We start from the raw sequence: 24,135 nt of genomic DNA on the forward strand, positions 1-24,135 counted from the left end.
TCCAATCCCCTACGCGCTCCAAGTATTAGCACTCAGTTGATCAGAGTGCTAACATCCACGGTATAGTCGCTGTTTAGACTAGGCAAGACGCAAGATTTTTGAGGAGTTCGCCAACGTGAGCAACGCAATGACCCTTCCGAGTACTCTGAGCCCGTCGGCGGCCAAGGCCGCTCCGGCAGGTGTTCTGGCGCTCGCGCAGGCGTCCCTGCTGCCCGGCCAACTGGGCAATATCGACGCTTACATCCAGGCCGTCAACCGCATCCCCATGCTGACCCAGCAGGAGGAGCGCCAGTTCGCGACCGAATACCGCGAGCAGAACAATCTCGATGCCGCCCGGCGCCTCGTGCTGTCGCACCTGCGCCTCGTCGTGTCGATCGCGCGCAATTACCTCGGCTACGGCCTGCCGCACGCCGACCTGATCCAGGAAGGCAACATCGGCCTGATGAAGGCGGTCAAGCGCTTCGATCCGGCGCAGAACGTCCGGCTCGTCTCGTACGCGATGCACTGGATCAAGGCCGAGATCCACGAGTACATCCTGCGCAACTGGCGCATGGTGAAAGTCGCGACGACCAAGGCGCAGCGCAAGCTGTTCTTCAACCTGCGCAGCCACAAGCAGGGCCTGCAGGCGTTCACGCCCGAGGAAATCGACGGCCTCGCGCAGGAACTGAACGTCAAGCGCGAGGAAGTGGCCGAGATGGAAACGCGGCTCTCGGGCGGAGACATCGCGCTGGAAAGCCAGGTCGAGGACGGCGAGGAGTCGTTCGCGCCCATCGCCTGGCTCGCCGATTCGCACAGCGAGCCGACGGCCGTGCTCGCCGCGCGCCAGCACGACCACCTGCAGACGGACGGCATCGCGAGCGCGCTCGAGGCGCTCGACGCGCGTAGCCGCCGCATCATCGAAGCGCGCTGGCTGAACGTCGCCGACGACGGCTCGGGCGGTTCGACGCTGCACGAACTGGCCGACGAGTTCGGCGTGTCGGCCGAGCGCATTCGTCAGATCGAAGCGAGCGCGATGAAGAAGATGCGCACGGCGCTCGCCGAGTACGCCTGACGGCACCTGCGGCACGGACTTTTCCGCGCCGCATCATCGTTTCCCGAAAGCCCCGCCTTGTCCGCAAGGCGGGGCTTTCTTTTTTCCGTCCGCCACGTTGCGATCGTCCGCCTTCCAATTTTCCTAAGATAAAGGCGAGCTATCGTCGTAATGCGAAATGCATTTTAATTTGGACCCCGTTTCATTGACTTGAATCCGATCTGATTGCAATACTGAATATAGGGTGCGCCTGTGCGGCGCGACCCGACCGATCGGCGAATCGTCACGTCCCGGCAAGCCGCAGGCGCCTCCCGCCGTCGCCGGGCGTCAGACCGCATGCGTCGTTCATGACCTGACTGGACAACGATGTTTCGAGCAAAGCAGTCATCGATCATCATGGCCTCCCCATCCGATCGCCGACGCCGGCCGGGCGGCTCGCTGCGCGAGCGGCTCGCCCGCTGGTCGCACGGCCCGAGCTTCGCCCACGATCTCGCCGTCGTTCTCGCCTTCAAGCTCGTCCTGCTGATGGCCCTCAAGTACGCGTTCTTCAACCACCCGCAGGCGAAAGACATGTCGATGCCGCCGGCCTCAGTCGCCGAGGCCATCCTGTCCGTACCGGCGCCGAATACGCCGCCACCAGGGGACTCCCATGCCCATTAGCGAAACCGTCGATCTCTCGCGCCTGCAATTCGCCGTTACCGCGCTCTATCACTTCCTGTTCGTGCCGCTCACGCTCGGCATGACCTGGATGCTCGTCATCATGGAGTCGGTCTACGTGATGACGGGCAAGCCGATCTACAAGGACATGACGCAGTTCTGGGGCAAGCTCTTCGGCATCAACTTCGTGATGGGCGTGACGACCGGCCTCACGATGGAGTTCCAGTTCGGCACCAACTGGTCGTACTACTCGCATTACGTCGGCGACATCTTCGGCGTGCCGCTCGCCGTCGAGGGGCTTGCCGCGTTCTTCCTCGAATCGACCTTCGTCGGCCTGTTCTTCTTCGGCTGGGACCGGATGACGAAAGGCCAGCATCTGGTCGCGACGTTCTTCGTCGCGCTCGGCTCGAACCTCTCCGCGCTGTGGATTCTCGTCGCCAACGGCTGGATGCAGAACCCGGTCGGCGCCGCGTTCAACTACGAGACGATGCGCATGGAGCTCGCCAGCCTCTACGCCGTCATCTTCAACCCGGTCGCCCAGGTGAAGTTCGTGCACACGGTCTCGGCCGGCTACGTGACCGCGTCGATGTTCGTGCTCGGCATCTCGTCGTGGTATCTGATCCGCCGCCGCGACGTCGATTTCGCGCTGCGCTCGTTCGCCGTCGCCGCCGGCTTCGGCCTCGCCTCGACGCTGTGCGTGCTCGTGCTCGGCGACGAGTCGGGCTATCGCACCGGCGAAGTCCAGCAGGCGAAGCTCGCCGCCATCGAATCGGAGTGGGATACCGCGCCGCCGCCCGCGCCGTTCACGCTCTTCGGCATTCCCGATCAGCAGGCCGAACGGACCGACTACGCGATCCAGATTCCCTACGTGCTCGGTCTCATCGCAACGCGCTCGACCGACGAGCCCGTGGTCGGCCTGCGCGACCTCATCAACCAGGCGCAGACGCGTATCCGCAGCGGCATGCTCGCCTACGCGGCGCTCCAGAAGCTGAAGGAAGGCACGGCCGACGCCGCGACGCGCAGCACGTTCGACGCGCACAAGGCCGACCTCGGCTACGGCCTGCTGCTCAGGGAGTTCGCGCCGAACGTCGTCGACGCCACGCCCGCGCAGATCGACGCCGCCGCGAAGCATTCGATTCCGCCCGTCGCGCCGGTGTTCTGGTCGTTCCGGGCGATGGTGGGCCTCGGCATCCTGCTCCTGCTCACGTTCGTTCTCGCGTTCTGGTTCTGTGCCCAGCGCTCGCTGCTGCAACTCAATCGCCGATGGTTCCTGCGCTGGGCCGTCTGGGCCATCCCGCTGCCGTGGATCGCCGCCGAGTTCGGCTGGGTCGTGGCGGAGCTGGGCCGCCAGCCGTGGACCATCGCCGAGGTGCTGCCGACCGCGCTGTCGGCTTCGAGCCTCGCGCCCGGCGACGTGATGCTGAGCATCGGCGGCTTCGTCGTGTTCTATACGGCGCTCTTCATCGTCGAGATCACGCTGATGTTCAAGTACGCGCGACTCGGGCCGTCCGCGCTCCACACGGGCCGCTACTTCCACGAGCAGGACACGGCGCCGCTCGTCGGCAGCGGACACACCGCCTGAGTGCCGGGCACGTCGTCGACCGCATCGAGGAACCGACATCATGGACTACGAAACGCTGAGAGTGATCTGGTGGGTGCTGATCGGCGTGCTGCTGATCGGCTTTGCGCTGACCGACGGCTTCGACATGGGCGCCACGATCCTGCTGCCCTTCATCGGCAAGACCGATGCCGAGCGGCGCATCGTCATCAACACCGTGGGCGCGACCTGGGAAGGCAACCAGGTCTGGCTGATCACGGCGGGCGGCGCCATGTTCGCCGCCTGGCCGCTCGTGTACGCCGCGTCGTTCTCGGGCTTCTACTTCGCGATGCTGCTCGTGCTGTTCGCGCTCTTCTTCAGGCCGGTCGGCTTCGATTACCGCAACAAGCGCGAGGACCCGCGCTGGCGGCGCGCGTGGGACTGGGGGCTCTTCATCGGCGGCTTCGTGCCCGCCCTCGTGTTCGGCGTCGCGTTCGGCAACCTGCTCGAAGGCGTGCCGTTCATCTACGACAGCGACCTGCGCGTCACCTATCACGGCAGCTTCTTCGCGCTGCTCAATCCGTTCGCATTGCTATGCGGGCTCGTGAGCCTCTCGATGCTGGCCGCGCACGGCGCCGCGTTCATCCGGCTCAAGAGCGACGACGTGATCGCGCGCCGCGCGGCGCTGGCGCTGCGCATCAGCTCGCTCGTCGCCATCGTGCTGTTCGTTCTCGCGGGCGTGCTCGTGGCCACGCTGATCGACGGCTACCAGATCACCCGCGCGGCGTCGCCCGACGCGATGTCGAACCCGCTGCTCAAGGATACCGGCACGGGCCCAGGCCTCTGGCTCGCCAATTACGGCACCTATCCGTGGATGATCGTCGCGCCGGCGATCGGCGTCGCGGGCGGCGTGATCGCCTTCCTGCTGGCGGGCTCGCGCTTCGAGAAGAGCGCGTTCTTCGGCACCGGCCTCATGATCGTCGGCGTCATCCTCACGGCCGGATTCTCGATGTTTCCGTTCATCATGCCGTCCTCGCTCGACCCGCGCAGCAGCCTGACCGTCTGGGACGCCACGTCGAGCCGCATGACGCTCGAGATCATGCTCGTCGCCGTCATCATCTTCCTGCCGCTCATCCTCATCTACACGAGCTGGGTGTACCGCATCATGCGCGGCAAGGTCACGGCGGCCGTCGTGGAAGAAAACCGGCACTCGCTGTACTGAACCACGGTCCGACAGGAGCGAATCATGTGGTATTTCAGTTGGATTCTCGGCGTCGGCGTCGCGCTCGGCTTCGGCATCATCAACGTCATGTGGCTCGAGGCGAACAACAAGGTCTCCGCGACGGACGAGAGCGGCGACAAATAGGCAACGAATAAGCGGCGAATGGCGTCGACCGGCGGAACGGCCGCCGCCGGGTATCACGCGTCGTCGGGCGGCCAGCTTTCGCGGCTCGCCGCCCGGACCGCCTCCGCCGATTCGAGCGCAAGCGCTTCCTGGGCGCGCCGGCGACACAGCGCGTAGTCGAGGCCGCGCACGCGGGCCTTGACCGTCGGCACCGCAACCGGATCGACCGACAGCTCCGTCACGCCGAGACCGACGAGCAGCGGCACCGCCTGCGGATCGCCGGCCAGCGCGCCGCAAACGCCGACCCAGGTGCCGTGCTGCCGCGCGCCCTGCACGGTGGCCGCCACGAGGCGCAGCACGGCCGGATGCAGGCCGTCGGCCCGATCCGCGAGAGCGGGCTGGCAGCGGTCCATCGCGAGCGCGTACTGGGTCAGGTCGTTGGTGCCGATCGAGAGAAAGTCCGCGTATCGCGCCAGTTGGTCTGCCAGCAGCGCCGCCGACGGCACTTCGATCATCGCGCCGACCTCAATCGGACCGGTGCGACCCTGCTCCCGCGCGAGCGCGTCGATACGCTCGCGCAACCGCGCGAACTCGCCGGCATCGGTCACCATCGGCAGCAGAATGCGCACGGCACCCGCGGGCCGCACGGCCAACAGGCCGCGCAACTGGTCGTCGAGCAGTTCGGGCCGCGCCTGCGCGAGGCGAATGCCGCGCAGGCCGAGCGCCGGGTTCGGCTCGGGCGGCAGCGTCAGGTAATCGACGGCCTTGTCCGCGCCGACGTCGAGCGTCCGGATGATCGCCGTACGGCCGTCGAGCGCATCGACGATAGCCTGGTAGTCCAGACGATGCGCCTCGACGTCGGGCGCTTCCGGCCGGCGGGCGAGCAGCAGCTCGGTGCGCAGCAGGCCGACCGCGTCGGCGCCGCCGTCGACGGCCACGCGCGCGTCGTCCAGCGTCGCGATGTTGGCGGCCACCTCGATCGCGCGGCCGTCGCGAGTCGTCGCGCGCTGCCGCGACTTGAGCCGGTTCGCCTCCTGCCTTGCAATCAGACGCCGGCGCGCCGCCCTCGCCCGCGCCACGTCGTGCGTGCCCGGCGCGTGGACGAGCCGCCCCGCGTCGGCGTCGACGACGACCTGGGTGCCGTCGGCCAGCGCGTGCAGCGTATCGCCGACGGCGACGAGCACCGGAATGCCCGTCTGCCGCGCGATGATGGCCGCATGCGAAGTCGCGCCGCCGCGCGCCATCACGAGTGCCGTCACGCGTCGACGGTCGAGCGACGCGAGGTCCAACGGCGTGAATTCGTCGGCCGCGAGCACGGCTTCGTCGGGCAGCGCATGCCCCGGCTTGCCGGCATGCCCGAGCGTGCGCAGCACGCGCTTTTCGACGTCGCGCAGGTCGGCGACGCGGCCGGCCAGCAGCGGATCGGCGAGATTGCCGAGCACCGAAATCTGGGCGTGGATCGCCTCGTGCCATGCGAATCCGGCGCGCTTGCCGACGCGAACAAGGTCGTGCGCCACCTCGAGCAGCGCCGGATCGTCGAGCAGCATGCGGTGCACCGAGAAAATGTCGGCCTCGCCCGCCGCGCCGCGCTGCGACGCTTCCTGCACGGCGCGGGCCAGCTCGGCGTCCACGTCGGCCAGCGCCTGGTCGAGTTGCCGGCGCTCCGCTTCGGGCGCTGCGCTGGCGATCTCGGGCGGGGCGTGGGCCGCGTCGTCCCAATGCACGAGCGTGCCGACCGCGATGCCGGGCGCGGCGCCCACGCCCGCGAGCGACCCGGTCCCGTGCGGGGCGCCGCCGCGCGCCGCGGCCTGCTGCACGGGCAAACGCCGCCCATGCCCGGGCCGTTCCCCCGGGCTCTGACCGTCGACCTCCCGCCCGAGCGCCTCGGCGACCGCATCGATCGCCTCGCGCGCCTGCGGCCCCATGCCCACGAGTTCCACGCTCGCGCCCTCGGCCACGCCGAGGCCGAGCAGCCCGACCACGCTGTCGATCACCACCTTGCGCCCCCGATGGCGCACCTCCACGCGCGCGTCGAAACGGCGGGCCGACTCGCGCGCCCGCGCCGCCGGGCGTGCATGCAGACCGCCCGTGCGAGTCAGCGTCACTGTCGCGCGCGCTTCGTCCACGACCCGGCTCGCGCCACGCGCCGCTTCGACGGCGGCCGCATTGCGCGCGCGCAGTTCGAGGAGCGGGCTCGTCCCCGCGCACACCGCGCCTGCCTGTACGCGCGACACCACTTCGAAAGCGTCCGAATTGGCGATCGCCACGACCGACACGAGGCTCGGCACCGTGCTCGCCACGAAATCCCGCTCGAACTCGATCAGCAGATCGCCGCGCCGGACCCGCTCGCCCGGCGCGACGCGCGCCGCAAAGCCCCGGCCGTCCAGCCCGGCCGTATCGATGCCGATGTGCAGCAGCACCTCGGCACCCTCCGGGGTCTGCAGCGTCACCGCATGGCCGGTCGGCGCGAGATGCATCACCGTCCCGTCGCACGGCGCGACGAGCCGCCCCGCAACGGGGTCGATGCCGACGCCGTCGCCGAACATGCCCTGCGCGAACACGGGATCGGGAACTTCCGCGAGCGGCACGAGCAGCCCGCTCAGCGGCGCGACGAGTAGAACGTGGTCCTTCACGGCTTTCATCGGCTGCGACTCCTCTACGCGTTTCGTGCCCCTGCGCTCGATGCGCTTCGGTGATGCCGCGCGAACGACGCCGATCGCCCGGTGTCCGCCGGCTACGGGCTACGCTGCCGCGGCACCGGCGGGACGGGCTGCGCGTCAGTCATTCGCTGGCGATCGGCTCGCCTTCGACATAGGTCGCCGTCAGCGCAAGATCGCGATCGAACACGACGAGATCGGCCCAGGCCCCGCGCGCGATCCGTCCGCGATCCCCGATGCCGAGGTAATCGGCGGCGTGGTGCGACAGACGCTTCGACACGTCGGCGAGCGGCAGGCCGAGCGAGACGAGATTGCGCAGCGCGTCGTCCATCGTCAGCGTGCTGCCGGCGAGCGTCCCGTCGGCCAGCCGCACGCCGCCGAGACACTTGGTGACGTGCTGGCTGCCAAGCCGGTATTCGCCGTCCGGCATGCCCGTGGCCGACGTGCTGTCGGTCACGACGTAGAGACGCGGAATCGCGCGCAACGCAGCCCGAATCGCGCCCGGATGAACATGCAGCAGGTCGGGAATGATCTCGGCGTATTCGGCATGAGCAAGCGCCGCGCCGACGAGCCCCGGGTCGCGGTGATGGAACGTCGGCATCGCGTTGAACAGGTGCGTGAACCCGCGCGCGCCGTGCTTGAGCGCCGCGAGCGCGTCGTCGTAGGTCGCGAGCGAATGGCCGAGCTGCACGCGCACGCCGCGTGCCGCCAGTTCGCCGATGATCTCGAGATGGCCGGCCATTTCCGGCGCGATCGTGACCACGCGGACCGGCGCGATCGCGAGATAGGCCAGCACCTCGTCGAGCACGGCGGGCACAGCCGCGTCGGGCTGCGCGCCGAGCTTGCCGGGATTGAGGTAGGGCCCTTCGAGGTGAACGCCGAGCACGCGCGCGCCACCGGGCGTACGCCTGCGCGCGACCTCGCCGAGTTGCCCGACGACGCTCATCAGTTCGTCGCGCGGCGCGGTCATCGTCGTGGCGAGCAGGCTCGTCGTGCCGTGGCGCGCGTGCGTGCGGGCGATGGTCTCGATGGCCCTGCCCGCCTCCATCACGTCGGCGCCGCCGCCGCCGTGCACGTGCAGGTCGACGAAGCCGGGCAGGATGTACGGCTCGTCGTTGCCGGCCGGATCGACGCGCGCGCCCTCGAGCGCCGCGATGCGACCGCCTTCGAACGACAGCGAGCCGCGAATCCAGCCCTCGTCAGTCAGTATGTTTCCGCTCAGCATGAATTTTTCCCGATGTTGCATCGTTTTCCGACGGATTCGCTCCGGCGTATCGGCTCATCATATAACCATCACGAGGCCGATTATCGGGCCATGCCGGGACCGCGGCGGCATCGCTCCGCTTTCGCCCGATATATGACGGGGTCAATAAAAAACGCCGCGACAAGCGCGGCGTTTTCAGGTGTCGACCGACCGACATCAGGCCATCAATCGAGCAGCAGCTTCAGGTCGTGCACCCACGGCGTCGCGCCCTGGCCGTCGCGCACGAACAGCCGCAGCTTGCCGGTCGTATCGAACACGTAGCTCGCGGCCGTATGGTCCATCGTGTAGTCGCCCGGCGTGTCGCCCGGCACTTTCTTGTAGTAGATGTGGAAGTCCTTCGTGACCTGGGCCAACTGCGCGTCGTTGGCCGGCCGCAGGCCGCCGAACGTCGGATTGAAGGCCGCCGCGTACTGCGAGAGCACGGCCGGCGTGTCGCGCGCGGGATCGACGGTGACGAACAGCACCTGCACGCGCTTCGCGTCGGCGGGACCGAGCTGCTGCAGCGCCTCCGAGAGCTCGGCCATCGTCGTCGGACAAACGTCGGGACAATGCGTGTAGCCGAACACGAGCACGACGGCCTTGCCCTTGTAGTCGGCCAGCGAACGCATCTGGCCGTTCGCGTCGGGCAGCGAGAAGTCGCGACCGAACTGCGTGTTGCCCGTGATGTCCAGGTTCTGGAACGGCGGCTCCTGCTGGCCGCAGCCCGCGAGCAGCGCCGTGCCGCCGAGCGAACACGCAGCCGCGAGCGCGATCAGGACGGTACGCGAGGCCCGCCGGATGCGCGATGAAAAGGAAAGACCGGTCATGGATCAGACACCGATCAGCGCGTGCACGTAGTGGTCCACGAGCAGCGCGATGAAGATCAGCGACAGATAGACGATCGAATAACGGAAAGTCTTGCGCGCGAGCGCGTCCGAATACTCGCGATAGATCCGCCAGGCGTAGCCGAGGAACACCGCGCCGAGCAGCACGGCGACGACGAGGTACACGACGCCGCTCATGCCCGAGATGAACGGCATCAGCGTGACGACGAACAGGATGACCGTGTACAGGAAGATGTGCAGCCGCGTGTACTGCTCGCCGTGCGTGATCGGCAGCATCGGCAGACCCGCGTCCTCGTAGTCCTGGCGGCGATAGAGCGCGAGCGCCCAGAAATGGGGCGGCGTCCAGACGAAGATGATGAGCACGAGAATCCACGCGTCACCGGGCACGGCGCCCGTGACGGCGGCCCAGCCGAGCGCGGGCGGCATCGCGCCCGAGGCGCCGCCGATCACGATGTTCTGCGGCGTCGCCGGCTTCAGCAACAGCGTGTAGATGACCGCGTAGCCGACGAAAGTCGCGAACGTGAGCCACATCGTCAGCGCGTTCGTGAACGTGTAGAGCGTCCACATGCCGGCGGCGCCCAGCACGGCCGAAAACAGCAGGATCTGCACGGTCGTGATCTCGCCGCGCGCCGACGGGCGCCACGCGGTACGGCGCATCATCGCGTCGACCTTCTGCTCGACGAGGCAGTTGATCGCGAAAGCGGCGCCCGCCGTCAGCCAGATGCCGACGGTGCCGCCGACCAGCACCGTCCACGGCACCATGCCCGGCGTCGCGAGGAACATGCCGATGACCGCGCAGAACACCGCCAGTTGGGTGACGCGCGGCTTGGTAAGCGCAATGTACTGGGAAATCCGGCTGCCCGGCGTGCGGGAGAGGGTTGAGGTTTCCATAGGAGCAGATCAGGCCGGCGCCGCGTCGCGCGCGGACAAGACGGCGCGATCCTTGCGGCTGCAGGCAATTCGGAAGTTTAACATGACGAGCAGCAGCAGCAGGACCGCTGCCCCGCCGTTGTGGGCGACCGCAATGGCCAGCGGCCACTGCAGGACGATGTTGGAGAGCCCGGTCGCGAACTGCACCAGGACCATCAGCAGCACCGCATTGGCGGGGCGACGCAGCGACTCGAAACGCCGCAGCCTGAGCGCGAGCCAGACGAGCCAGGCGACGACGACGAGCGCGAACGTCCGGTGCGTCCAGTGGATGGCCACGAGCGCGTCCTGGGTAATCATTTCGCCGTCGCCGTCCGTGCCGAGCGCGCGCCACAGATGGAAACCGTGCCGGAAGTCCATCGGCGGAATCCAGGCGCCGTTGCAGGTCGGGAAATCCGTGCAGGCGAGCACCGCGTAGTTCGTGCTGACCCAGCCGCCGAGCGCGATCTGCACGACCAGTAGCACGAGCCCCGCGAGCGCGGCCGCCCGCCAGCGCGCGGCCTCGGGCTCCCGGGCCGGCAGGGGCGTGAGCCGGGCGCCGAGCCAGCCGAGCGCGCCGAGCAGCGTCAGGCCGAGCAGCAGATGGGTCGTCACGATCACGGGCTGCAGCTTGTGCGTCACGGTCCAGGCGCCGAACACGCCCTGCAGGACGATCAGGAGCAGCAGCGAAGTCGGCCACCACGGCGACACGTGCAACGGCCGGCGCCGGATGCGCGCCCCCCACGCGATCAGCATCTGCGCCATGATGAGCACGCCGATCGCCATCGCGAAGTAGCGGTGGATCATTTCGATCCACGCCTTCTTCATGCTGACGGGACCGCTCGGCATCGCCAGATGCGCGGCGGCGATTTGCGCATGTGCGACGAACGGCGAGGACGTGCCGTAGCAGCCGGGCCAGTCCGGACAGCCAAGCCCCGAATCGGTCAGGCGCGTAAAGCCGCCGAACATGACGAGGTCCAGCGTCATGAACGTCGTGACCCAGACCAGCTTGCGAAACTTGTCGTCGTCGGCCCTCACCCATACCCAGGACAGCGGCAGGAGCGCGATGCACAGCCCGATCAGGCCGAGTTGCAGTACGAACATCTCTCTTTCTACCTTCGTCTTTTCGCGATCGCCCCGCGCGACGCGTCAGCCGATGCCCGACCGCAGGTGCTGTTTCTTCGGCATATCATCCGGTTTCTCGCCGGGTCGGGACGAGTGGGAAGCCGCATCGTCGGGTTTTCCGCGCGGAGTCGACCGGCGAGGATCGACGTCCGTCGGCAGGCGGGCCGCCATGACCCGACGCGGGTGACGGGAAGGCTGCATGAATACGCCGTCAGCCCTTCATTTCCGCGGATGCGCCACGAAGCCAATAGCGGCAAGGCCCCGTGCGGTGCCGGCAGAATGCCACGGGGACCATCGTCGGGCACCCGAACTGCGCTCTTTTGTCGCAGCGCGGCGAGTCGCACCCGGTGCGCGCAAAACTTGCCGGACGGGGTTGCCCGTCCGCCGGATAGCCCATCACGACAAGGCGATTTCGGCTGCTGTGCTGCACGGATGGCAACCTCGGGATTCTGCCGTATCTCGCGACGTACTGCAGGGTCGCCGGCATCGGCCCCAGGCGAACGCATGAAACGCCGATGCCGCCGATTTCACCCCGACCTTTTCCGGCCGCAGGCCGGATCAGCGACCGGCGGCAGCCGGCCCTTTCGTCTTCTCGCCGTCGACCCATTTCGCGTAATCGTCGTCGGACAGCACCTCGACGACGACCGGCATGTCCGCGTGCGCCTTGCCGCAGAGCTCGGCGCAGAAGCCGCGGTAGGTCCCCACCCGGTCGGCCCTGAACCAGGTGTCCTGCACGGAGCCCGACATCGCGTCCGGCTTCATGCCGAACGCCGGCACGTACCACGCGTGGACGGCGTCGCCGCCCGCGGCGATGATGCGGATCTTCCGGTCGACGGGCACGACGAGCGGGTTGTCCACTTCCTGCCCGGACGGACTACCGCTCGCGGCGCCATGCGGCGCGACGAGCGTCGAGAAAAGGCGGATCCCTTCGCCAGGCCCCTGCACGTAGTCGTAGCCCCATTTCCCCTCGTAGCCGGTCACCCTGATGGTGAGATCGGCGTCGGACGTGTCGCTCATCGCGATGATCGCGCGCGTCGCGGGCAACGCCATCAGCACGACGATGACGAACGGCACGGCGGTCCAGATGATCTCGATGGTCGTGCTCTTGTGGAAGTGCGAAGCGTCGCGCCCCTTCGCGCGGCGGTAGGCGAAGATCGAATAGAACATGACGCCGGATACGCCGACGAAGATCAGCACGCACAGAATCAGCATCGTCGTGTGGAGGCGATAGAGATCCTCGGCGACGCGCGTCGCCGGCGGCAGGAGACTGATCTCGCCGACCGCGGAGCCCCCGGCCGCAAGCGCCGCGCCGGCGGACAGAAGTCCGCTCCATGCCAGCAGGACCGCAAGGGCTCGCCTGATTGTTCTCATAGCTTCCTTACCAAAATTTCCGTTCAGCCCTCCGGGCGGGCATCCCGCGCGCGGGCCAAAGCGCCGCCGGGCCGCCGGCTCGAAACCGGCGGGCGGACAGGGCGAACCGCACGCTATCGGACGGCAGCGGGAGGACGATTACCGTGGAGACCGACGCCAGCCCGGCGCGGCAGTACACGAATTGACGGGGCGAAACCGGGCGGTTGCGCTTCATGATCCAGTCTTTCGGGACCGGCTCCGGACTCGCCAGCAGATCAGGCGCCTGCATCGCCGCCTCCCGTCATCCGAGACCGCCGCAACCACAACCTCTTTTTTCCGCCCCCGATGTGGGGAGTTGCCGTGCCGGACAGCCGAAGCGTCTCCGGACGGCAGGCCGACGAATTATAGGCTTCGATCCCGCGGAGCCACAAGCAAGCCGCCGGGCCGCGCGCCGGGTCCGGCGCCACGGCAAAACCGTCTGGCAATCCGTTTCGGGCGCGACACACACGGGCCCTTGCCCCGTTCAGCGATTGCCCGCCCGCCCCCGCCCGATGTCCTCGATGCGCACGATGCCGTGTCCTTCCGGCGTGGTGTGCGGCACGGCTTTCCAGGCGTGGCCGTAGATGATCTCGAACGTCAGGGCAATCGTGCCGTCGTCGCGGCGGCGCGCCTCGAGTGCGTCGCCGAGCGCGCGGCGCAGCCGGGGCGCGGCATGCGCGCCGGCCTCGCGCTCGAACGGATAGGCACCCCAGCGGCGCACGTCGGCGAGCAACGTGTCGGGCGAGCGGTAGGTGATGGTCAGCGTCTCCTGGTCCATCACGGGAATCTCGAAGCCGTTCTCGACCAGCATGTCGCCCAGGTCGTGCATGTCGACGAAATCGACCACGTGCGCGCGCGTCGCGACGCCGTGCGCCGCCTCGACCTCCGCCCAGGCGCCGCGCAGCTCCCTGAGCGTGTCGGGGCCGAGCGTGCTGAACATCAGGAGGCCGTTGACTCTCAACACCCGCTGCCATTCGCCGAACACGAGATCGGGACGCGGATGCCAGTGCAGCGCCTGATTGGACCAGAGCAGATCGAACGACGCGGACGCGAACGGCAGCGCGCCGAAATCGGCCTGGGCGAAACGCGGGCCGCGCGCGCCGAGCGCCTTGCCGATCGACGCGGGCAGGAATCGCCGCCAGCTCGTGTCGCCGGCATCCTGGCGCGTCGCGCGCGCGAGCATCGCGCGGGAGAGATCCGTGCCGAACACGGGCGCTTCGGGAAACCGGTCGCGCAGGGCGGGAAGGTCGTCGCCGGGGCCGCACCCCACGTCGAGCACGCTCGCCGGATCGATCTTGATGTAGTCGAGCCGCTCGCGCATGCGCTGGGCGATTTCGCGCGGCAGGAAAGCGACCTCGTCGAAGGTCTCGGCGCGACGGTCGAAAATCCGCCGCAGGCGCCGGGAATCGTAGGCCGGACGGCCAGTTCTTGCGGGAGACGGAGGCATGACGGTCGTATTGGCGAAGTCTGCGAAGTATACTCGCTCACTCCCGTCCCTTCAGTCCGCGAGCCCGTTGCGGGCCTCCCCCGATGCCGTCGCCCACGCTTCCGCCTGCTTGCCGTCCGCACGCGTCTGTCGCGACGCGAGCGATCGCATCCGCAAACCAGAGATTGCGCGTCTGGCTGCCCCGGCTGGCCCAGCTCGCATTGCCCAATCACTGCACGTTATGCGGCAATTTGTCGCCAACCGTGCTGTGCATGGCCTGCGACGAAGCCTATTGGAACGAGCCGAGACTGCGCTGCGCGGTCTGCGCGCTGCCCCTGTCCGGCTACCGGCGCGCGGCGGCGCCGTATCGCTGCGGCGATTGCATCGGCACGCCGCCGCCTTTCGACACGACGCTCACGCTTGCGGACTACCGCGCGCCACTCGACTTGCTGGCGCGCGGCCTCAAGTTCCGCGCGCGATTCGGGCTCGCCCGCGAGTTCGCCTCGCGGCTCGCGCACATGGCCGAGGACGCGCTCGATCCGGCGCACTGGCCGGACGTGATCGTGCCGGTACCGCTGTCGGCGAAACGCCTCGTCGAGCGCGGCTACAACCAGGCCTGGCAGATTGCGAAGCTGCTCGCGAAAGCGCTGCACGTGCGCGCCGACGCGACGCTCGTGCGCCGCGTCGCGCATACGGCGCCCCAGTCGGGCTTCGACCTCGCCACGCGCCGGCACAACGTGGCGCACGCCTTCGCGCTGACCGGCTCCGTGCACGGCCTGCACGTGGCCGTCGTCGACGACGTCATGACCTCGGGCGCCACGCTCGAAGCGCTCGCGCGCACGCTCAAGACGGCCGGCGCGCGACGCGTGACGAATTTCGTCGCCCTGCGCACGCCCCGAACCTAGCCGTATTCCTTCACGCCCCCCGCCCCATGTTCAACGTCGTCCTCGTCGAGCCCGAAATTCCGCCCAACACCGGCAACGTAATCCGCCTGTGCGCCAACACCGGCGCGCGCCTGCATCTGATCGAACCGCTCGGCTTTCCGCTCGACGACGCGAAAATGCGTCGCGCCGGCCTCGACTACCACGAGTACGCGCAAATGCACGTGCATCGGAACTGGGATGCGTTCGTCGCCGCCGAATCGCCGGACCCGGCCCGCATGTTCGCGTTCACGACGCGCGGCGCGGGACGCTTTCACGCCCATGCGTTCCGGCCCGGCGACTGGTTCGTGTTCGGCGCGGAAACGCGCGGCCTGCCCGACGCGGTCCTCGAATGTTTCGCCCCGCCGCAACGCGTGCGACTGCCGATGCGGCCAGGCAACCGCAGCCTCAACCTGTCGAACACAGTGGCGGTCGTGGTATTCGAAGCGTGGCGGCAAGCCGGGTTCGAAGGCGGAGAGTGAGGGCCAAATAAGCCGCTCAGGAAGCACGGCGCGCGAGCGCGCGCTCGTAGCGGGCCAGCATCGCGTCGTCGAAGCAGGCGAAGATAACCTGCGCGAGTTCGGGGTAGCCGGGCAACGCGTCGATCACGGTGTGCGTTGCGATGGGCACCGCCTCGTCGGCCGGAAAACCGTAGACGCCGCAACTGATCGCCGGAAACGCAATGCTGCGGCAATCCACCTCGCGCGCGAGCGCAAGCGAGCGCCGGTAGCACGACGCGAGCAGTTGCGCCTCGTCGTGTCCGCCGCCCTGCCAGACGGGACCAACGGTATGGATGACGCACGCCGCCGGCAGACGGTAGCCCCGGGTCCGCCTGGCGTCGCCGGTCGGACAGCCGCCGAGCGAGGCGCATTCGCGCAGCAGGTCGGGCCCCGCCGCGCGGTGAATCGCGCCGTCCACGCCGCCGCCGCCGAGCAGCGACGTATTGGCTGCGTTGACGATCGCGTCGAGCGCGAGCGTCGTGATGTCGACGACCCGCGCCTCGACGCGGCAATGTCCGATGGTCAGCATCGCTCCCTCCCATGCCGGCGCCGATGACCGGCAACGCGCGGATTCCGCACCGGAATAGGCCCGCGGCAATCGGCGAAAACGTCAGTCAGTATGGAACATCGGCGGCACGGTGTCGCCGCGCGGGACAACGGACAGCGAACAGCGGTGGCGCTATTCCGCCTTCGCGTCGCGCCGGAGCAGCGCGCTCACGGCGTCGCCAGGCGCGACACCCTCGAACAGCACCGCGCAAACGGCCGCCGTGATCGGCATTTCGATGCCGTGAGCTTCGGCGATCGACAGCACCGCCTGCGCGCAGCGCACGCCCTCGGCCACGTGACCGAGCGCGCCGAGGATGTCGTCGAGCCCGCGGCCCGCCGCAAGCTGCATGCCGACGGTGCGATTGCGCGAGAGGTCGCCCGTGGCCGTCAGGATCAGATCGCCCAGGCCCGTCAGGCCCGTGAACGTTTCCGCGCGACCGCCGAGCGTCACGCCGAGACGCGACATCTCGGCAAGGCCGCGCGTGATCAGCGCGGCGCGCGCGTTGAGACCGAGACCCAGGCCGTCCGAGATGCCCGTCGCGATCGCGAGCACGTTCTTGACGGCCCCGCCCACTTCGACGCCGACGAGGTCGTCGCCGGTATAGATGCGCATGGCGCCGTGGTGAAAGGCCTCGAGCGTGCGTTCGCGGCAGGCCGCCGACGCGCTCGCGACCGTCAGCGCGACCGGCAGGCCCTCGCCGACCTCGCGCGCAAAGCTCGGGCCCGACAGCACGCCGTAGCTGTCGTGACCGGCCAGTTCGGCGGCCACGACCTGATGCGGCAGCCGCTGCGTCTGCGCTTCGAATCCCTTGCAGAGCCAGATGAAATGCGCGGGCACGTTGCCCGCGTCGCGCAGCGCGCCGAGCAGCCCGGGCAGTCCCGCCACCGGCGTGGCGAGGACGACGAGCGAAGCGTCGTCGGCCGCATGGGCGAGCGCTGCTTCAAGGCGGGTTTCGTAGCGCAGCGCGGCCGGCAGGGAAACGCCCGCCAGATAGCGGGCATTTTCGCGCGTCGCGCGCAGCGACGCGGCGAGCGCCGCGTCGCGCGCCCACAGCACGGTGTCGTGCGCGCCGGCCAGATGGCCCGCCAGCGCCGTGCCCCACGCGCCCGCGCCGAGAACGGCGACTTTCACCGGAACCCCTGCCGCGCGCCGGCGTTCAGTGGGTGGCGTTGCTCTGCGCGGCGCCGTCCTGCGTCGCGAGCTGGGAGAGACGCTGCTCGTAGAGCGCCTGGAAGTTGATTTCGGCGAGGTGGATCGGCGGGAAGCCCGCGCGCGTAATCGCGTCCGCGATGTTCGAGCGCAGGTACGGGAACAGGATGGTCGGGCACGCGATGCCGACGAGCGGATCGATCTGCTCGGCCGGGATGTTGCGAATGTCGAAAATGCCGGCCTGCTTCGCCTCGATCAGGAACGCCACCTTGTCCTTGACCTTCGCCGTCACGGTGCCCGTCACGAGAATTTCGAAGATCGACTCCGCGAGCCGCTCCGCCTTCACGTCGACCTCGACCTCGACCGCCGGCATCTCCTGCTCGAGGAAGATCCCCGGCGAATTCGGCTGCTCGAGCGACAGGTCCTTGAGGTAGATGCGCTGGATGTTGAAGAACGGCTGGTTATTCTCGTCAGACATGGTGATTTGCTTCCCTGATTGAATGAATTGCGCGGGCCCCGCGGCCCGGCGTTGCGACGCGTGCCGACGGTCTCTGTCGTGCGTGGCGAAGGCGAAGCCGCGTCGCCGGCGCGCCGGTCAAGCCGCGTTGAGGAGCGGCGTCAGGCCGCCCGCGCGATCGAGCGCCGACAGATCGTCGTAGCCGCCCACGTGCGTCTCGCCGATAAATACTTGCGGCACGGTCCGGCGTCCGGTGCGCGTCATCATTTCCTCGCGCCGCGACGGGTCCCGGTCGATCAGCACCTTCTCGACGTGCTCGACGCCGCGCGACTTTAAAAGACGCTCGGCCATCTGGCAATACGGACACACCTGCGTGCTGTACATGACCACCTTGTTCATTTCGAACCTCCGTGTTTCACGACCGGCATGCCGGCCTGCTGCCAGGCGTTCAGACCGCCCTCGAGCACATGAACTTCCTCGTAGCCCGCCTCTTTCACGACGCGCCGCGCCTTGCGCGACTGCTGGCCCGTCTGGCAGACCAGCAGCACCGGATTGCTCCGGTTCTTCGCCAGTTGCGCGACCTTCGCCTGCAGCTCCGCGAATTCGATCTGGCGCGCCGACGGCAAATGCCCGTTCGCGAATTCGGCGGCCGGGCGCAGATCGACGACGACGGCATTGCGACGGTTGATGATCTGGGTCGCCTCGGCGGCGGACAGCCCCGCGCTCCCGCCCCGGCGAAGCGTGGGCCACAGGAGCATCCCCCCAGAAATGAGGGCGATCGCAATCAGTACAAGGTTGATGTAATTGGAAAAGAACGTCACGGAAAATCCGCCGCGAAAAGAGGGGAATCAGGCAGGAAAACACAGGAAACCGGCCCAGGCAATCCGACCATTATAAAATAACCGCCTGACGCGGGTGCGACCTGACCAGGCGACGCCGCCCGTTCCCGCTTTCCTCACTACCTGCCCCCCCGACCTCCATGTACAAACTCGTTCTCATCCGCCACGGCGAATCGACGTGGAACAAGGAAAACCGGTTCACCGGCTGGGTCGACGTCGACCTCACCGGGCAAGGCATCCGCGAAGCGCAGCAGGCCGGCCAGTTGCTCGCGGAATCCGGCTACACGTTCGACATCGCCTATACCTCGGTGCTGAAGCGCGCCATCCGTACGTTATGGCACGTGCAGGACCAGATGGACCTGATGTATCTGCCCGTCGTCCACTCGTGGCGGCTCAACGAGCGCCACTACGGCGCGCTCGCCGGCCTGAACAAGGCCGAAACGGCGGCGAAGTACGGAGACGACCAGGTGCTAGTCTGGCGCCGCAGCTACGACACGCCGCCGCCCGCGCTCGATCCGGCCGATCCGCGCACGTCCTGCGACGACCCGCGCTACGCGAAGGTGCCGCGCGAGCAGTTGCCGCTCACCGAATGCCTGAAGGACACCGTCGCGCGCGTGCTGCCCATCTGGAACGAATCGATCGGGCCGGCCATCCGCTCGGGCAAGAAAGTGCTGATCGCGGCGCACGGCAACTCGATCCGCGCGCTCATCAAGTATCTCGACAATGTGTCCGAGACCGAAATCGTCGGCCTGAACATTCCGAACGGCGTGCCGCTCGTCTACGAGCTCGACGAAAATCTCAAGCCGCTCAGGCATTACTATCTCGGCGATCCCGAGGCCATCGCGAAAGCGCAGGCCGCGGTCGCGAAACAGGGCAAGGCGGGCTGAAGCCCGTGCGGTGCGGGCACGCGATACGCTCCATACGCCCGCACCGCCGCCGCCCGTTCTTCTTTCATCTTCCTTTATCCTCCCTGGCAGGATTGCCAGCCGCGCGTCAGCATCGCGCCGGGCGTGCGTCGGCGCGAACCCGGCAACCCCTGCGCTGTCGAACGCGCATTGTTCGTCGCTTCCGCACAGCACGGCAAAGTGTGCAGTTATACTTGTCCGTCGCCGTTCCCATTGACGCTGCCACGCGCTTCCGCCCGCAACAGACTCTATGCGAAAGAACCTGAGAAACATCGGCCTGATCGCCATTGGCCTTGCCACCGGCGTCTTCGCCACCCTGCAAATTTCCGCCTCGGCCCAGCAACCCGACTCGCTCGCGCCGCTGCCGCTCGACCAGTTGCGGCTTTTCGCCGAAGTGTTCGGACAGATCAAGCACGACTACGTCGTGCCTGTCGACGACGACAAGCTGATCACGGCCGCGATCAAGGGCATGGTGGCAAGCCTCGATCCGCACTCGTCGTATCTCGACAAGACCGATTACGAAGAGCTGCAGGAACAGACCAAGGGCAGCTTCGCCGGCCTCGGCATCGAGATCTCGACGGAAGACGGGCTCATCAAGGTGATCTCGCCGATCGAGGACACGCCCGCGTTCCGCGCCGGCATCCGGCCCGGCGACCTCATCACGCGCATCAACGACCTGCCCGTGCGCGGCATGACGCTCGACCAGGCCGTCAAGCAGATGCGCGGCGCGCCGGGCAGCAAGGTCCTGCTGACCATCTACCGCAAGACCGACGACCGCACCTTCCCGCTCACCGTCACGCGGGCGATCATCAAGGTGCAAAGCGTGAAGACGAAGATCCTCTCGCCGGGCTACGCCTACGTCCGCATCACGAGCTTCCAGGAACGCACGGTGCCGGACCTCGCGACGCAACTGCAGGACATCGCGCGCCAGCAGCCGAACCTCAAGGGCCTGATTCTCGACCTGCGCAACAACGGCGGCGGCCTGCTGCAAAGCGCGGTCGGCGTCGCCGGCGCATTCCTGCCGGACGACTCCGTCGTCGTGTCCACCAACGGCCAGATCGCGGACTCCAGGCAGGTCTATCGCGACACCTACGAGAACTACCGCCTGCCCTCGTTCGACAGCGATCCGCTGAAGAACGAGCCGGCCGAGTTCAAGACGGTGCCGATCATCGTGCTGACCAACGCGTACACGGCGTCGGCCTCGGAAATCGTCGCGGGCGCGCTGCAGGATCATCACCGCGCGCTCGTCATGGGCAAGACGACCTTCGGCAAGGGCTCGGTGCAGACCGTGCGTCCGCTGACGGCCGACACGGCCCTGCGTCTCACGACGGCCTACTACTACACGCCGCTCGGCCGCTCGATCCAGAACACGGGCATTCGCCCCGACATTCCGGTCGACCAGTACGCGGGCGGCGATCCGGACGACGCGTTCGTCTCGCGCGAAGTCGATTACTCGAACCACCTCGCGAACACGCAGGACCCGAACGCGCAGAAGGAAGAGGCGCTGCGCGAGCAGGAACGCATGGACGAACTGCGCCAGCTCGAGGAAGCGAACGACAAGAAGACGCCCGAGCAGCGTCAGGCCGATCGCGACCGCAAGCCGGTCGAGTTCGGTTCGGCCGACGACTTCATGCTCCAGCAGGCGATGAACCAGTTCGCGGGCAAGCCGGTTCAGGAATCGAAGTCGCCGATGGAGCAGCGTCTCGCGCAAACGAAGCCGGAGCAGTCGGCTTCGGCGCCGATCGCGGTGAAGCCGGCCCTGCCGTCCGTTCCCGGCGCATCGGCCGTGATACCGGCCTCGGCGCCGCCGGCACCGCAACCGGCCTCGCAGGCGCAGTAAGCGCCTTTGCCCGGCCTCGCGACCGGGCGAAAAGAAAAGGGCTTCGCGGCGGTTGCCGCGAAGCCCTTTTCGCTGGCGCGGCTACAATAGCGAAACCGGCGACGCGCCGCGGCCTCCCCTCCCGCCTTGCCGCGCGGCGCCCTCTCTACGCGCTGCGCGATGAACGACGAACAACTTCTCCGCTATTCCCGCCACATTCTCGTCGACGAACTCGGCATCGAGGCGCAGCAGCGCTTTCTCGATGCACACGCGATCGTCGTCGGCGCGGGCGGCCTCGGCTCGCCCGCGGCGATGTACCTGGCCGCGGCCGGCGTCGGCACGCTCACGCTCGTCGACGACGACACGGTCGACCTCACGAACCTGCAGCGGCAGATCCTGCACACGAGCGCATCGGTCGGCGAGAAGAAGGTCGACTCGGGCCGCGCCGCCATCGCGCGGCTGAACCCCGGCGTCGAGGTGCGAGCGATCGCCGAGCGCATCGGCGACGCGTGGCTCGATCGCACGGTGCGAGGCGCGAGCGTCGTGCTCGACTGCACCGACAACTTCGCGACGCGCCACGCGATCAACCGCGCCTGCGTCGCCCACGGCGTGCCGCTCGTGTCGGGCGCGGCGCTGCGCTTCGACGGGCAGATCAGCACGTTCGATTTCCGCGACGACGCCTCGCCGTGCTATGCCTGCGTGTTTCCCGAGGATCAGCCGTTTGAGGAAGTGGCCTGCTCGACGATGGGCGTGTTCGCGCCGACGGTCGGGATCATCGGCGCGATGCAGGCCGCGGAAGCGTTGAGGGTGATCGCCGGAATCGGCACGCCGCTCGTCGGGCGGCTCATGATGCTCGACTCGCTGCGCATGGAGTGGAACACGATGCGCATCGCGCGGCAGCCCGACTGCCCGGTCTGCGGCGGCACGCATCGGAAAGCCGGGCGCAGCGGCGCCTGAAGCTCGCCACCACAGCTACGTCCGGGGCCGGCGCAACCGCATAACGCCCGCATGCCTCATACGCCCAGCCTGCCTCCAAAGGAAGGACGCGGGTCAGGCCTCGGCCACGCGCTTGAGCGCCGCCTGCAACTCCTCGGGCTCGTAAGCGGCCAGCACGTCCGCCACCGGCTTTTCCAGCAACTTCAACTGCGAGCGCAGAATCTCCTGCTTGACGAACAATAGCTGGCTCGGGTGCATCGAGAACTCGGTGAGCCCCATGCCGAGCAGCAGCTTCGTCAACGCCGGATCGCCGGCCATTTCCCCGCACACGGCGACGGGCACCCCGGCGCGCTTCGCCTCGCGCAGCGTGTGCGCGATCAGGTGCAGCACGGCCGGATGCAGCGGGTCGTAGAGGTCGGCCACGGCGTTGTCGGCGCGGTCGATCGCGAGCGTGTACTGGATCAGATCGTTGGTGCCGATCGAGAGGAAGTCGAGCCGCTTGAGGAACAGCGGCAGCGCGATCGCGGCGGCCGGAATCTCGATCATCGCGCCGATGTGCACGCCCGGATCGTAGGCGAGCCCCGCGTCGTCGAGCTGGCGCTTCGCCTCGCGGATCAGGTCGAGCGTCTGGTCGATCTCCCGCGCATGCGCGAGCATCGGGATCAGGATCTTCACCTGACCGAACGCCGAAGCGCGCAGGATCGCGCGCAACTGCGTGAGGAACATCTGCGGCTCGGACAGGCTCCAGCGGATCGCGCGCAGCCCCAGCGCCGGGTTCGCCGTGCTCTCGTAGCCATCGCCGCCGCCGATCGAATCGAGCGGCTTGTCCGCGCCGACGTCGATCGTGCGGATCGTCACGGGCCGCCCCTGCATCAGCTCCACGGCGCGACGGTACGCGTCGAACTGCTCCTCTTCCTCGGGCAGCCCGTCCTTGTGATTCATGAACAGGAATTCGGTGCGAAAGAGGCCGACGCCCTGCGCGCCCGCGTCGAGCGCGGCCTGCGCGTCGTCGGGCAACTCGATGTTGGCGCACAGATGCACCTTCGTCCCGCACAGCGTCTGCGTGGGCGAGAACTTCAGGCGCTGCAGCTTGCGCTTTTCCAGCACCATCTCGCTTTGCCGGTACGTGTACTCCTCGAGCACGATCGGCGCGGGATCGACGATGACGATGCCGTGGTCGCCGTCGACGATGATGAGATCGTCCTGGCGGATCAGGGCGCTCGCCTGCTGCACGCCGACCGCGGCCGGAATGCCGAGGCTGCGCGCGACGATCGCCGTGTGCGACGTGCGCCCGCCGAGGTCGGTGACGAAGCCCTGGAACGTCTGCGTCTTGAACTGCAGCATGTCGGCGGGCGCGATGTCGTGGGCGACCACGATCATCTCGTCGCAGCCGCCGTGCAGCGTCGGCGACGTCGCGCCGGCCAGCGCCTTCAGCACGCGCTCGACCACCTGCTGGATGTCGGCCTTGCGCTCGCGCAGGTACTCGTCCTCGATGTCGTCGAAGTGGCGCGAAAGGCGTTCGAGCTGCTCGGCCAGCGCCCACTCGGCGTTGTAGCGGCGCGTGCGGATGAGATCGATGGTCTCCTGCACGAGCATCGTGTCCTTCAGGATCAGCAGGTGAACGCCGATGAACGCGCCCATTTCGCTGGGCGCGTCGGCGGACAAGTCGGCGAGCAGCACGTCGAGCTCTTCGCGCACGGCGTCCATCGCCGTGCGCAGGCGCTCGACTTCTTTCTCGACGTCGGCCGGTTCGACCAGATAATGGTCGACGTCGAGCGCGGCCGGGGCAATCAGGTAAGCCCGCCCGATGGCGATGCCGCGCGATACGGGAATTCCATGCAGCGTGAATGACACGCGCCCTCCTCTAATTCTGTGATGCCGCGGCAAGCCGCTGCGACGGGCT

General features: G+C 68.1%; 22 protein-coding genes and 1 pseudogene. 10 read left to right on the plus strand and 13 right to left on the minus strand.

Going from position 1 to position 24,135, the window contains the following annotated elements:
* The first annotated feature begins 115 nt into the window (after positions 1-115).
* The 5 genes from rpoH (at position 116) to cydX (ending at position 4,590) form a co-directional block, all read left to right on the plus strand.
* On the plus strand, positions 116-1,051 hold the full coding sequence (gene rpoH / locus CY652_RS06370; RefSeq protein ID WP_102129852.1) for an RNA polymerase sigma factor RpoH: 936 nt from the start codon (positions 116-118) through the stop codon (positions 1,049-1,051).
* 375 nt (positions 1,052-1,426) lie between these two features.
* Positions 1,427-1,690: a cytochrome oxidase putative small subunit CydP gene (gene cydP, locus CY652_RS06375; RefSeq protein ID WP_102129853.1), complete on the plus strand. Its 264-nt coding sequence runs from the start codon at positions 1,427-1,429 to the stop codon at positions 1,688-1,690.
* The gene (locus tag CY652_RS06380; protein WP_102129854.1) at positions 1,680-3,269 is read left to right on the plus strand and encodes a cytochrome ubiquinol oxidase subunit I; all 1,590 of its coding nucleotides are present in this window, start codon (positions 1,680-1,682) and stop codon (positions 3,267-3,269) included. Before cydP ends, CY652_RS06380 begins: the two co-directional genes overlap by 11 nt.
* A 40-nt stretch (positions 3,270-3,309) precedes the next feature.
* Entirely contained in the window at positions 3,310-4,446 is a 1,137-nt protein-coding gene (cydB, locus tag CY652_RS06385; RefSeq protein WP_102129855.1) for a cytochrome d ubiquinol oxidase subunit II, read from the plus strand.
* A 24-nt stretch (positions 4,447-4,470) separates the two neighbouring features.
* Entirely contained in the window at positions 4,471-4,590 is a 120-nt protein-coding gene (cydX, locus tag CY652_RS06390) for a cytochrome bd-I oxidase subunit CydX (RefSeq protein WP_102129856.1), read from the plus strand.
* A 53-nt stretch (positions 4,591-4,643) separates the two neighbouring features.
* Here cydX and ptsP (CY652_RS06395) read toward each other — a convergent pair whose 3' ends face one another.
* The 7 genes and pseudogenes from ptsP (CY652_RS06395) to CY652_RS06430 form a co-directional block, all read right to left on the minus strand.
* Positions 4,644-7,211 (minus strand): phosphoenolpyruvate--protein phosphotransferase, encoded by a 2,568-nt coding sequence (gene ptsP / locus CY652_RS06395; protein WP_102129857.1) that lies wholly within the window; start codon positions 7,209-7,211, stop codon positions 4,644-4,646.
* A gap of 139 nt (positions 7,212-7,350) precedes the next feature.
* Positions 7,351-8,451, minus strand: coding sequence for an N-acetylglucosamine-6-phosphate deacetylase (gene nagA / locus CY652_RS06400; RefSeq protein WP_102129929.1), 1,101 nt, complete (start codon positions 8,449-8,451; stop codon positions 7,351-7,353).
* 203 nt (positions 8,452-8,654) lie between these two features.
* Complete coding sequence (locus CY652_RS06405) at positions 8,655-9,296, minus strand: SCO family protein (protein ID WP_102129858.1); 642 nt, start codon at positions 9,294-9,296, stop codon at positions 8,655-8,657.
* A gap of 3 nt (positions 9,297-9,299) precedes the next feature.
* Entirely contained in the window at positions 9,300-10,205 is a 906-nt protein-coding gene (gene cyoE / locus CY652_RS06410; RefSeq protein WP_102129859.1) for a heme o synthase, read from the minus strand.
* 9 nt (positions 10,206-10,214) lie between these two features.
* Entirely contained in the window at positions 10,215-11,324 is a 1,110-nt protein-coding gene (locus tag CY652_RS06415) for a COX15/CtaA family protein (RefSeq protein ID WP_102129860.1), read from the minus strand.
* A 588-nt stretch (positions 11,325-11,912) separates the two neighbouring features.
* A pseudogene (gene coxB / locus CY652_RS06420) lies at positions 11,913-12,716 on the minus strand (cytochrome c oxidase subunit II); the annotation flags it as partial.
* 502 nt (positions 12,717-13,218) lie between these two features.
* Positions 13,219-14,181 (minus strand): methyltransferase domain-containing protein, encoded by a 963-nt coding sequence (locus tag CY652_RS06430; protein WP_102129862.1) that lies wholly within the window; start codon positions 14,179-14,181, stop codon positions 13,219-13,221.
* Between the two features lie 83 nt (positions 14,182-14,264).
* Between CY652_RS06430 and CY652_RS06435 the strand changes: the two genes are divergently transcribed.
* Together CY652_RS06435 and trmL are read left to right on the plus strand one after the other, a co-directional pair.
* Positions 14,265-15,065: a ComF family protein gene (locus CY652_RS06435; RefSeq protein WP_102129863.1), complete on the plus strand. Its 801-nt coding sequence runs from the start codon at positions 14,265-14,267 to the stop codon at positions 15,063-15,065.
* Positions 15,066-15,091: 26 nt separating this feature from the next.
* Positions 15,092-15,562, plus strand: coding sequence for a tRNA (uridine(34)/cytosine(34)/5-carboxymethylaminomethyluridine(34)-2'-O)-methyltransferase TrmL (gene trmL, locus CY652_RS06440; RefSeq protein ID WP_102129864.1), 471 nt, complete (start codon positions 15,092-15,094; stop codon positions 15,560-15,562).
* 16 nt (positions 15,563-15,578) lie between these two features.
* Here trmL and CY652_RS06445 read toward each other — a convergent pair whose 3' ends face one another.
* From CY652_RS06445 to CY652_RS06465, 5 genes are all read right to left on the minus strand, one after another.
* On the minus strand, positions 15,579-16,109 hold the full coding sequence (locus CY652_RS06445) for an O-acetyl-ADP-ribose deacetylase (RefSeq protein WP_102129865.1): 531 nt from the start codon (positions 16,107-16,109) through the stop codon (positions 15,579-15,581).
* A gap of 150 nt (positions 16,110-16,259) precedes the next feature.
* Complete coding sequence (locus CY652_RS06450; protein ID WP_102129866.1) at positions 16,260-17,258, minus strand: NAD(P)H-dependent glycerol-3-phosphate dehydrogenase; 999 nt, start codon at positions 17,256-17,258, stop codon at positions 16,260-16,262.
* A 25-nt stretch (positions 17,259-17,283) separates the two neighbouring features.
* Positions 17,284-17,754 (minus strand): protein-export chaperone SecB, encoded by a 471-nt coding sequence (secB, locus tag CY652_RS06455; RefSeq protein ID WP_102129867.1) that lies wholly within the window; start codon positions 17,752-17,754, stop codon positions 17,284-17,286.
* A gap of 117 nt (positions 17,755-17,871) precedes the next feature.
* Positions 17,872-18,132, minus strand: a complete 261-nt coding sequence (gene grxC, locus CY652_RS06460; protein ID WP_102129868.1) for a glutaredoxin 3 — start codon at positions 18,130-18,132, stop codon at positions 17,872-17,874.
* A complete protein-coding gene (locus tag CY652_RS06465; protein WP_102129869.1) occupies positions 18,129-18,554 on the minus strand; it encodes a rhodanese-like domain-containing protein in 426 nt (141 codons plus the stop codon). The genes grxC and CY652_RS06465 overlap by 4 nt, the downstream gene beginning before the upstream one ends.
* Positions 18,555-18,712: 158 nt before the next feature.
* Here CY652_RS06465 and gpmA point away from each other — a divergent pair, with 158 nt between their 5' ends.
* From gpmA to CY652_RS06480, 3 genes are all read left to right on the plus strand, one after another.
* Positions 18,713-19,459, plus strand: a complete 747-nt coding sequence (gpmA, locus tag CY652_RS06470; RefSeq protein WP_102129870.1) for a 2,3-diphosphoglycerate-dependent phosphoglycerate mutase — start codon at positions 18,713-18,715, stop codon at positions 19,457-19,459.
* 268 nt (positions 19,460-19,727) lie between these two features.
* Positions 19,728-21,317: a S41 family peptidase gene (locus CY652_RS06475; RefSeq protein ID WP_102129871.1), complete on the plus strand. Its 1,590-nt coding sequence runs from the start codon at positions 19,728-19,730 to the stop codon at positions 21,315-21,317.
* Positions 21,318-21,476: 159 nt separating this feature from the next.
* The gene (locus CY652_RS06480) at positions 21,477-22,253 is read left to right on the plus strand and encodes a HesA/MoeB/ThiF family protein (RefSeq protein WP_102129930.1); all 777 of its coding nucleotides are present in this window, start codon (positions 21,477-21,479) and stop codon (positions 22,251-22,253) included.
* A 93-nt stretch (positions 22,254-22,346) separates the two neighbouring features.
* Here CY652_RS06480 and ptsP (CY652_RS06485) read toward each other — a convergent pair whose 3' ends face one another.
* Positions 22,347-24,086, minus strand: coding sequence for a phosphoenolpyruvate--protein phosphotransferase (ptsP, locus tag CY652_RS06485; protein ID WP_102129872.1), 1,740 nt, complete (start codon positions 24,084-24,086; stop codon positions 22,347-22,349).
* Between the last annotated feature and the right edge of the window lie 49 nt (positions 24,087-24,135).

The sequence above is a fragment of the Burkholderia sp. WAC0059 genome, from assembly GCF_002870125.1.
GTDB lineage: Bacteria > Pseudomonadota > Gammaproteobacteria > Burkholderiales > Burkholderiaceae > Paraburkholderia.

Bases quoted from the DNA above. Each gene is read 5' to 3' on its own strand.
- ptsP (WP_102129857.1), bottom strand. From the start codon at position 7,211: ATGAAAGCCGTGAAGGACCACGTTCTACTCGTCGCGCCGCTGAGCGGG.
- secB (WP_102129867.1), bottom strand. From the start codon at position 17,754: ATGTCTGACGAGAATAACCAGCCGTTCTTCAACATCCAGCGCATCTAC.
- CY652_RS06415 (WP_102129860.1), bottom strand. From the start codon at position 11,324: ATGTTCGTACTGCAACTCGGCCTGATCGGGCTGTGCATCGCGCTCCTG.
- CY652_RS06380 (WP_102129854.1), top strand. From the start codon at position 1,680: ATGCCCATTAGCGAAACCGTCGATCTCTCGCGCCTGCAATTCGCCGTT.
- gpmA (WP_102129870.1), top strand. From the start codon at position 18,713: ATGTACAAACTCGTTCTCATCCGCCACGGCGAATCGACGTGGAACAAG.
- cydP (WP_102129853.1), top strand. From the start codon at position 1,427: ATGGCCTCCCCATCCGATCGCCGACGCCGGCCGGGCGGCTCGCTGCGC.
- CY652_RS06445 (WP_102129865.1), bottom strand. From the start codon at position 16,109: ATGCTGACCATCGGACATTGCCGCGTCGAGGCGCGGGTCGTCGACATC.
- CY652_RS06475 (WP_102129871.1), top strand. From the start codon at position 19,728: ATGCGAAAGAACCTGAGAAACATCGGCCTGATCGCCATTGGCCTTGCC.
- grxC (WP_102129868.1), bottom strand. From the start codon at position 18,132: ATGAACAAGGTGGTCATGTACAGCACGCAGGTGTGTCCGTATTGCCAG.
- cyoE (WP_102129859.1), bottom strand. From the start codon at position 10,205: ATGGAAACCTCAACCCTCTCCCGCACGCCGGGCAGCCGGATTTCCCAG.
- nagA (WP_102129929.1), bottom strand. From the start codon at position 8,451: ATGCTGAGCGGAAACATACTGACTGACGAGGGCTGGATTCGCGGCTCG.
- CY652_RS06430 (WP_102129862.1), bottom strand. From the start codon at position 14,181: ATGCCTCCGTCTCCCGCAAGAACTGGCCGTCCGGCCTACGATTCCCGG.
- CY652_RS06405 (WP_102129858.1), bottom strand. From the start codon at position 9,296: ATGACCGGTCTTTCCTTTTCATCGCGCATCCGGCGGGCCTCGCGTACC.
- CY652_RS06480 (WP_102129930.1), top strand. From the start codon at position 21,477: ATGAACGACGAACAACTTCTCCGCTATTCCCGCCACATTCTCGTCGAC.
- trmL (WP_102129864.1), top strand. From the start codon at position 15,092: ATGTTCAACGTCGTCCTCGTCGAGCCCGAAATTCCGCCCAACACCGGC.
- cydB (WP_102129855.1), top strand. From the start codon at position 3,310: ATGGACTACGAAACGCTGAGAGTGATCTGGTGGGTGCTGATCGGCGTG.
- CY652_RS06435 (WP_102129863.1), top strand. From the start codon at position 14,265: ATGCCGTCGCCCACGCTTCCGCCTGCTTGCCGTCCGCACGCGTCTGTC.
- cydX (WP_102129856.1), top strand. From the start codon at position 4,471: ATGTGGTATTTCAGTTGGATTCTCGGCGTCGGCGTCGCGCTCGGCTTC.